This window comes from Sulfitobacter sp. HI0040 (assembly GCF_001634885.1).
Taxonomy (GTDB): Bacteria; Pseudomonadota; Alphaproteobacteria; order Rhodobacterales; family Rhodobacteraceae; genus Sulfitobacter.
Genome location: NZ_LWEX01000501.1, coordinates 1 through 298, shown reverse-complemented (window position 1 = coordinate 298; position 298 = coordinate 1). Strand labels below are relative to the sequence as shown.

Here is a 298-nt window from a genome sequence, read left to right as displayed (position 1 = left end):
CTACACGCCCCCCGAGGGCGTCACCGTCACCGCGCCGAAGCAGACAGAAATCGTCGTGGAAGGTACGGACGAACAACTCGTAGGCCAGGTGGCCGCGAACATCCGCGCGTGGCGCAAGCCGGAGCCCTACAAGGGCAAGGGCATCCGCTACAAGGGTGAGTTCATCTTCCGCAAAGAAGGCAAGAAGAAGTAAGGACGCAACAGATGGCAAACAGCAAAAGACAACTGTTTCTGAAACGCCGCCTGCGCGTTCGGAACAAGCTTCGCAAGGTCAACGCCGGGCGCATGCGCCTCAGCG

The 298-nt window shown here is 60.4% G+C and carries 1 protein-coding gene and 1 pseudogene; both read left to right on the top strand.

What is annotated here, in order from left to right; genetic code table 11:
- Positions 1-193: 50S ribosomal protein L6 (locus tag A3728_RS19795; RefSeq protein WP_082858019.1), on the top strand; the 193-nt coding region annotated here is incomplete at its 5' end.
- Positions 194-204: 11 nt separating this feature from the next.
- A pseudogene (locus tag A3728_RS19790) lies at positions 205-298 on the top strand (50S ribosomal protein L18); the annotation flags it as partial.